The sequence below is a fragment of the Streptomyces sp. WELS2 genome (assembly GCF_013870595.1).
Lineage (GTDB): Bacteria > Actinomycetota > Actinomycetes > Streptomycetales > Streptomycetaceae > Streptomyces.
On sequence record NZ_JACBWZ010000225.1, the window covers coordinates 1 to 8,296 of the forward strand.

8 protein-coding genes and 1 tRNA gene are annotated in these 8,296 nt (G+C 72.9%); 3 read left to right on the plus strand and 6 right to left on the minus strand.

Annotated features, from left to right (window positions below; translation table 11 throughout):
* The coding region (locus tag H5J33_RS15530; RefSeq protein ID WP_181795501.1) for a S41 family peptidase at positions 1 to 2,135 on the plus strand (2,135 nt) is incomplete at its 5' end.
* A 75-nt stretch (positions 2,136 to 2,210) separates the two neighbouring features.
* On the opposite strand, the gene H5J33_RS15535 is transcribed toward H5J33_RS15530, so the two are convergent.
* The 4 genes from H5J33_RS15535 to H5J33_RS15550 form a co-directional block, all read right to left on the minus strand.
* On the minus strand, positions 2,211 to 2,408 hold the full coding sequence (locus tag H5J33_RS15535) for a hypothetical protein (RefSeq protein WP_181795502.1): 198 nt from the start codon (positions 2,406 to 2,408) through the stop codon (positions 2,211 to 2,213).
* An 89-nt stretch (positions 2,409 to 2,497) separates the two neighbouring features.
* Positions 2,498 to 3,382 (minus strand): SDR family oxidoreductase, encoded by an 885-nt coding sequence (locus H5J33_RS15540; RefSeq protein ID WP_181795503.1) that lies wholly within the window; start codon positions 3,380 to 3,382, stop codon positions 2,498 to 2,500.
* A complete protein-coding gene (locus H5J33_RS15545) occupies positions 3,379 to 4,314 on the minus strand; it encodes an alpha/beta fold hydrolase (protein WP_181795504.1) in 936 nt (311 codons plus the stop codon). The genes H5J33_RS15540 and H5J33_RS15545 overlap by 4 nt, the downstream gene beginning before the upstream one ends.
* Positions 4,311 to 5,819 (minus strand): NAD(P)/FAD-dependent oxidoreductase, encoded by a 1,509-nt coding sequence (locus H5J33_RS15550; protein ID WP_181795505.1) that lies wholly within the window; start codon positions 5,817 to 5,819, stop codon positions 4,311 to 4,313. The genes H5J33_RS15545 and H5J33_RS15550 overlap by 4 nt, the downstream gene beginning before the upstream one ends.
* 178 nt (positions 5,820 to 5,997) lie before the next feature.
* Between H5J33_RS15550 and H5J33_RS15555 the strand changes: the two genes are divergently transcribed.
* On the plus strand, positions 5,998 to 6,639 hold the full coding sequence (locus tag H5J33_RS15555) for a MerR family transcriptional regulator (RefSeq protein WP_181795508.1): 642 nt from the start codon (positions 5,998 to 6,000) through the stop codon (positions 6,637 to 6,639).
* Here the strand turns inward: H5J33_RS15555 and H5J33_RS15560 are convergent.
* Positions 6,636 to 7,439, minus strand: a complete 804-nt coding sequence (locus tag H5J33_RS15560) for an exodeoxyribonuclease III (protein WP_181795506.1) — start codon at positions 7,437 to 7,439, stop codon at positions 6,636 to 6,638. The genes H5J33_RS15555 and H5J33_RS15560 overlap by 4 nt on opposite strands.
* Before the next feature lie 80 nt (positions 7,440 to 7,519).
* On the opposite strand from H5J33_RS15560, the gene H5J33_RS15565 reads away from it, so the two are divergent.
* Positions 7,520 to 7,996 carry a GNAT family N-acetyltransferase gene (locus tag H5J33_RS15565; RefSeq protein WP_181795507.1) on the plus strand — a complete coding sequence of 159 codons (477 nt, stop codon included), beginning with the start codon at positions 7,520 to 7,522 and terminating at the stop codon, positions 7,994 to 7,996.
* A gap of 104 nt (positions 7,997 to 8,100) precedes the next feature.
* On the opposite strand, the gene H5J33_RS15570 is transcribed toward H5J33_RS15565, so the two are convergent.
* Positions 8,101 to 8,174: transfer RNA gene (locus H5J33_RS15570), tRNA-Ala, on the minus strand.
* Positions 8,175 to 8,296: the final 122 nt, after the last annotated feature.

Sequence of the window (8,296 nt, forward strand, 5' to 3'; positions counted from 1 at the left end):
TGGAACTGGCCTGCGACCCGCTGGGCGAACGGCTGGCGGTCGCCTCGCACGACGGCCGGCTGCTGCTCATCGACGTACCGCAAGGCACCGAGGAGACGGCGGCGGACGGCGCGGGGACGGTCACCGAGCTGGTCCGCTCCGTCAACGGACCCGTCCGCGACCTCGCCTTCTCCCCGGACGGCGCCTGGCTCACCTGGTCGCACCCCGGCATCGGCCGCTCGCTGAGGCAGATCAAGCTGGCCCGCATCAAGGACCGGCTGATCGTGGACGTGACCAACGGCCGCTTCGAGGACGAGAACCCGGTCTTCACCCGCGACGGCCGCTATCTCGCCTTCCTGTCCTGGCGCGGCTTCGACCCGGTCTACGACGTGCACACCGGCGACCTGTCCTTCCCGCTGGGCTGCCGCCCCTACCTCGTCCCGCTGTCCTCGGCGACCCCCTCCCCCTTCGCGCTCAGCCCGGAGGGCCGGCCGGCCGCGGGCGGGCTGGACCCGCTGGAGGACGAGGAGACCGGCGAGGCCGGCACGGTCACGGTCGAGGTGGAGGGACTGGCGAGCCGGGTCACCCCGTTCCCGGTGATCGCCTCCAAGTACTCCGGGCTGGCCCCGGTCGCCGGCGGCGGCCTGGTCTGGCTGCGCTGGCCGATCTCCGGCGCGCTCGGCGAGACCTTCGTCAACCCGGCCGACGTCAGCGGACGCCCGACCCTGGAGCACTTCAACATCGCCAAGGCGAAGAAGTCCGAACTGGTCGACCACCTGGACTGGTTCGCGGTCAGCGGCGACGGCACCCGGCTGGTCGTGGTGGACGAGGGCGACCTGCGCGCGGTGCCCTCGACCGAGGTGGGCGACGGCGACACGACCGTGTGGATCGACGTGCGCCGCATCCTGCACGAGGTGGACCCGCCCGCCGAGTGGCACCAGGCGTACGACGAGGCGGGCCGGCTGATCCGCGCCTACTTCTGGGACCCGGGCATGTGCGGCATCGACTGGGACGCGGTCCTCGACCAGTACCGCCCGCTGGTCGAACGCGTCGCCTCCCCCGACGAGTTCGCCGATCTGCTGCGCGAGGTCCTGGGCGAACTGGGCACCTCCCACGCCTATGTCACCGCCGCCCGCCGCAACGAGGGCCCGGCCCACTACCAACGCTGGCAGGGCCTGCTCGGCGCCAACTTCGCGCGCCAGGACGGACGCTGGCTGGTGCGGCGGATCCTGGCCGGCGACTCCTCCGACTCCCGGGCCCGCTCCCCGCTGGCCGGCACGGGCATCCGCGAGGGCGCCGTCCTCACCCATGTCGACGGCCGCCCGGTCGATCCGGTGACCGGTCCCTACCCGCTGCTCGCCGGTTCCGGCGGTACGACCGTGGAGCTGACGTTCACCCCGCCGGACGGCGAGGGCGGCGGGCCCCGGCGGGTCGCCGTCGTCCCGCTCGTCGACGAACGGCCGCTGCGCTACCAGGACTGGGTGGCCAAACGCCGGCAAGTGGTAAGGGAGTTGAGCGACGGCCGGTGCGGCTATCTGCACATCCCCGACATGGGCGGCTCCGGCTGGGCCCAGTTCAACCGCGACCTGCGCATGGAGATGTCCCGGCCCGCGCTGATCGTGGACGTGCGCGGCAACGCGGGCGGCCACATCAGCGAACTGGTGGTGGAGAAGCTGACCCGTACGATCCTGGGCTGGGACCTGACCCGGGACGCGCAACCGGTGTCGTACGCCTCCAACGCCCCGCGCGGACCCGTGGTGGCCCTGGCCGACGAGGCGACCTCGTCGGACGGCGACATGATCACGGCCGCCTTCAAGCTGCTGAGCCTCGGCCCGGTCGTCGGCCAGCGGACCTGGGGCGGAGTCGTCGGCATGACCGGGCGGCACCGCCTGGGCGACGGCACCGTCATCACCGTCCCGATGAACGCGGCCTGGTTCGACGCCTACGGCTGGTCCGTGGAGAACCACGGCGTCGCACCCGACGTGGAGGTCCTGCGCACCCCCGTGGACTGGGCCGAGGGCCGCTACCCGGTGCTGGGCGAGGCGGTCCGGCTGGCCCTGGAGCTGCTGGAGAGCAACCCGGCGGCGGTCCCCCCGGACTACTCCGACGTGCCCGACCGGACCCGCCCGAAGCTGCCCCCGCGCACGGCCGGGTAGCGGTGGGGCGGGCGCGGTGGACAGGGGCGCGGGGCGCCCTCCGCCGGGGAGGACGCCCCACGTCACCGGGCCCAACTAGGCGTCGTAGTCCTGGTTGAACCGGTCCTGCACCTGCTGCTCCGTGTCCTCGATGTCACGGTGGTTCTGGGTGCCGCGCTGCGGCTGGCCCTGCCGGCCCTGCTGACCGGCCTTCTGACGGGCCTGTCCCGCCTTCTCCTGGGCCTTCTCCTTGGCCTGGCGGGACTTGTCCTGCATCTGGTCCTTCATACCCATGTGGGTTCACTCCCGTGGTGGGTGGGGGGTTCGGCCCCTCGCTGGGGCCTCGACCAGATTCACACGGGCCAACACCCGCCGCATGTCGATCAGTTACCGTGCGTGGCGCGGGCCGCCTCGTCGGCCGCCCCACCTGCGCCGACGAGCCCGGAGGACATCCCGCGCAGCCGGGGCGCGAACCGCTTCATCTCCCGCTGCCCGACCGTCCCGATGAGCGCCGGCAGATAGCCGCGCACCCCCTGCATGCCGCGCAGCCACCACTGCCCGTACACATGCGCCGAGCGCCGCTCGATCCCGGCGACGAGCCGGTCCACCGCCGGGCCCAGCGGATAGGTCTTGTTCGACGGCCAGGGCAGCCGCTGCCGCAGCTCGCGCATCACGTCGTCCCGGTCGGCGCCGCGCACCATGTCGGTGTCGGTCCACGACAGGTAGGCCACGCCGACCCGCACGCCCTGGTAGCCGACCTCGGCGCGCAGGCTGTGCGCGTACGCCTCCACGCCCGCCTTGGACGCGCAGTACGCCGTCATCATCGGCGCGGGCGTGAGCGCGGCCAGCGAGGCGATCTGCAGCAGATAGCCCCGGCTCTCCGCCAGCACCGGCAGGAAGGCGCGCGCGGTCACCGCCGAACCGATCAGGTTCACCTCGATCACCCGCCGCCAGGCCACCGGATCGGAGTCCGTGAACGGACCGCCGGTCGCCACACCGGCGTTGGCGACCACGATGTCGATCTTCCCGAAGCGCTCCTTCACCTCCCGCGCGACCCGGCTCATGGTCTCGTGGTCGGTGACGTCGGCGTACCAGTAGGCGCTGTCGTGGTGCAGCCGCCCGGAGACGTCCTTGAGCGCCTCCTCCTCCAGCCCGACCAGCGCCACCCTCGCCCCGCGCGCGGACAGTTTGCGCGCCAGCAGCTCACCGACACCGCGCGCGGCCCCCGTGACGACCGCGACCTGCCCTTCCAGGCTCATCCTGCTCATGCGCCCTCCTTGATCCGCACGGGGGCGGCCCCCGTGACATACGTGCCGACGAGTTCGCGGATGCGGCCGGTCACCGTCTCCGGCGCCTCCATGGGGGTCATATGGCCGACGCCGGTCAGCTCGGTGACGCCGAGGCAGTGCGGCAGCGCGGCGGCCAGCGCGCGGGCGTGCACCGGCGGCGTGAGCCGGTCGGACGTACCGCACAGCACCGCGGTGGGCACGGTCAACGCCCGTACGCCGTGGTCGAGATCGAGCGAGGCCAGCACCTTGGACCACGCGTGGCGCACCGCGCGCGGACAGGCGTGCACGATCCGCGCGCACGCCTCGACCCGGTCCGGGGCGGAGCCGGCGCCCATGGTGGCGTACTTGAGGACGCTCTTCGCCACCGGCGTGACCGGTCCGAGCGGGGCGCGCGAGCCGAGGACGCGCCCGGTGAGCCAGGTGCGCACCCGCCCGGCGCGCAACGGCACCACGCGCGACTCGGCGACCAGCCGAGAACTGCCCGTACTGCACAGCAGGACGGCGGCGGCGTGCTCCCGGAAGCCGGGGCGCCCGGCGGCGGCCATGACCGTCATGCCGCCCATGGAGTGGCCGGCGATCACCGCCTTCTCCCCGGGTGCGAGGGTGGCCGCGAGCACCGCTTCCAGGTCGTCCGCGAGCGCCTCGGTGGTACACACAGGACTGGCCGGACTGCGCCCGTGCCCCCGCTGGTCGTAGGCGATCACCCGGTGTCCGGCGGCCAGCTCCCGTATCTGCGCCGCCCAGAACGCCGTCGAGCAGGTCCAGCCGTGGGCGAGCACGACGGCGGGCGCGTCCTCGGGGCCGTGCACCTCGACGTGCAGCCGGGCGCCGTCGGCGGAGACGGCGGTCAGCGCGCGGGCGGGCTCGGGCGGGGCGCAGGGGCCGGTGGCGGCCGGGAGGCGGCGGCTCATGCGAGGGCCTCGCTCCTGCGGCCGGCCACCGGCGCGGGCCTGCGGATCACCTCGTACTCCGCGAGGTCCACCCGCCGGGTCGCGCGCCGGAACTCGGTGGTCGTGCCGGGCCAGATGGTGGTGTTGCGGCCGCTCGGGTCCAGGTACCAGCTGGTGCAGCCGCCGGTGTTCCACACGGTCCGCTTCATCCGCTCCTGGACCCGCTCGTTCCAGGCGTCCACGGCGGCGGGCCGGGCGTCCAGGGCGGTCCGGCCGCCGAGGACGTCGAGCTGGCGCAGATAGTCGGCCAGGTAGTTCAGCTGGGACTCGATCATCAGGATCATGGAGGAGTTGCCCAGGCCGGTGTTGGGCCCGATGATCGTCATCCAGTTCGGGAACCCGGCCGCCGAGGCGCCGCGCAACGCCCGCATGCCGTTCTTCCAGGTCTCGGCGAGCGTGGTCCCGTCCGCGCCGACCACCCGCTCGGCGATGGGCATGTCCGTGACGTGGAAGCCGGTGCCGAAGATGATCGCGTCGGCCTCGGCCTCGGTGCCGTCGGCCGCCACCAGCGTGGAGCCGCGGACCTCGGTGAGCCCGCCGGTGACCACGTCCACGTTGGGCCGGGCGAGCGCCGGGTAGTACTCGCTGGACAGCAGGATCCGCTTGCAGCCGATGCGGTAGTCCGGGGTGAGTTTGGCGCGCAGGGCGGGGTCCCTGACGGCGCGGGCCATGTTCCGCTTGGCGAGCTGTTCGACGAGCCCGAGTTCGTCCGGGTGCTTGGTGAACGCCTGCACCTGGAGCTCCCGGAGGCCCCACAGCAGCCCGCGCCGGGCCTGCGCGGTGACGGGCAGCCGCCGGTGCAGCCAGCGTTCGGCGCCGCTGATGGCGCGGTCCACGCGGGGCATCACCCACGGCGGGGTGCGCTGGAAGAGGGTGAGCCGGCCGACCTGTGGCTGGATGGCGGGCACGATCTGGATCGCGGAGGCGCCGGTGCCGACCATGGCGACCCGCTTGCCGCGCAGGTCGTAGTCGTGGTCCCAGCGGGCGGAGTGGAACACCTTGCCCGGGAAGGAGTCCAGGCCCGGGATCTCGGGGATCTTCGGGTCGGACAGCGGCCCGGTGGCGGAGACGACGACGTCGGCGCGCAGGGTGCCGCGGGTGGTCTCGATGGTCCACCACAGGTTGTCGCCGTCCCAGGTCATCAGCTTGACCTCGGAGTCGAACCGGATGTGCGGGCGCAGCCCGAACAGGTCGGTGACGTGCTCCAGGTAGGCGCGGATGTGCCGCTGCCCGGAGAAGGTGCGCGGCCAGTCGGGGTTGGGCGCGAAGGAGAAGGAGTACAGGTGCGAGGGCACGTCACAGGCGCACCCGGGGTAGCTGTTGTCCCGCCAGGTGCCGCCGACGCTGCCGGCCCGCTCCAGGACCACGAAGTCGGTGACTCCCTCCCGGCGCAGCCGCACGGCGGCTCCCAGCCCGCCGAACCCGGACCCGATCACCGCCACCCGTACATGCTCGTGCTCGGCCATCCCGAAGCCTCCACGCATCACCTAGGAACCGTGCCAGTGAACACTGGCGCAATGGGACTGTAGAGCAGCTCCGTACCGAGCGGTAGGGGGCGGGGAAGGGAAAGTTACCGGGGGTACACCTTAGGCTGCGGGCGTGGCAGAGGACGCAGAGCACAGGGAAGGCCCGCGCGAGTACCGCATGGAGGAGCTGGCCCGGCTGGCCGGCATCACCGTGCGCACCCTGCGCTTCTACCGCGAGCGGGGGCTGCTCCCGCCGCCCCGACGCGAGGGGCGCATCGTCTGGTACGACGACCACCACCTGGCCCGGCTGCGCACCATCGCGGCCCTGCTGGAGCGCGGCCACACCCTCAGCGGCATAGCGGAACTCGCCGAGGCCCTGGACCAGGGCCGCGATGTCGCCGACCTGCTGGGCGTGGGCCCGCCCACCGAGGAGGAGCCGGTCCGCCTCACCCCCGAGGAGCTCGCCGCCCGCTTCGAGGGCGAGGTCACGCCGGAGAACCTGGCCGCCGCGATGGAGCTGGGCTACCTCGGCACCGACGGCGACCAGATCGTGCACATCAGCCGGCGGCTGCTGGACGTCTCCTCGGCGCTGGTGCGCGAGGGCATCCCGCTCGCCGAGGTGCTGGCCGCCGCCGCCCGCGTCCGCGAGCACGCCGAGGCGCTGGCCGGCCTGTTCGCCGACGTGATCTCGCGCCACGCCCCCGAGGACGACCTGCGGCGGCTGCGCCCGCTGGCCCGCAGCGTGGTGGAGGCGGAACTCTCCCTGGCCCTGGACCGCCGGCTGAACAAACGGGACCCGGGCGGCCCCGGGAGCCTCTAGAGGTCGTAGACGACGGTCACCGGCGCGTGGTCCGACCAGCGTTCGGCGTGCGTGGCGGCCCGCTCCACGAACCCCTTGACCGCCCGGCCGGCGAGCCCGGGGGTGGCCACGTGGTAGTCGATGCGCCAGCCGGAGTCGTTGTCGAAGGCCCGCCCGCGGTACGACCACCAGCTGTACGGCCCCTCGGTGTCCGGGTGCAGCGCGCGCACCACGTCGACGTAGCCGCCCTCCTCGGCGGCGAACACCCGGCCGAGCCATTCCCGTTCCTCGGGCAGGAAGCCGGAGTTCCTGGTGTTGCCGCGCCAGTTCTTCAGGTCGGCCTCGCGGTGGGCGATGTTCCAGTCGCCGCACACCAGCACCTCGCGCCCGTCGGCGGCGGCCCGCTCGCGCAGCTCCCCGAGGTGGACGAGGAACTCGGCCATGAAGCGGACCTTCTCGTCCTGCCGTTCGGTGCCGGCCTCGCCGGAGGGCAGGTAGAGGGAGGCGACGGTGACGCCGGGCAGCTCGGCCTCCACATACCGGCCGCTGCCGTCGAACTCGGCGGAGCCGAAGCCGACCCGGATCCGGTCGGGCTCGCGCCGGGTGTAGAGGGAGACGCCCGCGCGGCCCTTGGCGGCGGCCGGGGCGTGCACGACGTGCCAGCCGTCGGGCTGCCGGACCTCCTCGGGCAGCTGGTGCGGTTCGGCGCGCACCTCCTGGAGGCAGACGACGTCCGCGTCCGTCCCGGCGAGCCACTCCACGAAGCCCTTCCTGGCGGCGGCCCGCAGCCCGTTCACGTTCACGGTGGTCACAGTCAGCACCCCGGCACGATACCGGCACACTGGTCGGGGTCCGAAAAATCCGGGACCCCCGCCGACTGCATAGAAGTACGATACCCAGCATGAATATACGCCGTGTTCGCTTCGATCACCCCGACGCCGTCAAGCTCAACGACGAGGTCCAGGCCGAGTACCACCTGCGCTACGGCGACGGGGGCGACGCCACGGTCCTGGCGCCCGAGGAATTCGACCCGCCCCGGGGGGTGTACCTGATCGCGTACGACGAGCGGGACCGCCCGGTGGCGACCGGCGGCTGGCGCAGCAAGGACCTCGACGACGAGGGCTACCAGGACGGCGACGCGGAGCTGAAGCGCATGTTCGTCATCGAGGAGATGCGCGGCCGGGGCCTGGCCCGCCGCATCCTCGCGGCCCTGGAGGAGGACGCCCGCGCGGCCGGCCGGGTCCGCATGGTCCTGGAGACGGGCACCAAGCAGCCGGAGGCCATCGCCCTGTACACCTCCAGCGGCTACGAGCCGTGCGCCAAGTTCGGCTACTACCGCCACCACGAGGAGAGCCTCTGCTACGCCAAGCGCCTGTGAGCCACGGCACCCTGGGCGCCCGGGGTGCCGTCCGGCGCCCTCGGCACCCCGGAAACGACGAAGATCCCGCCGGTCGTGATGACCGACGGGATCTCATCGTGCAGTGGACCTGAGGGGATTTGAACCCCTGGCCCCCTCGATGCGAACGAGGTGCGCTACCGGACTGCGCCACAGGCCCTTGCAACGAGTGAAACTCTAGCATCCCGATCCGGGTGCTCGGAAATCCGCTCCCTGACTGGTCAGGGCGCAGGTGACCGAGGTCACTCGTTGGCGGCGCGCGGCCGGTCGCCGTCCTCGTAC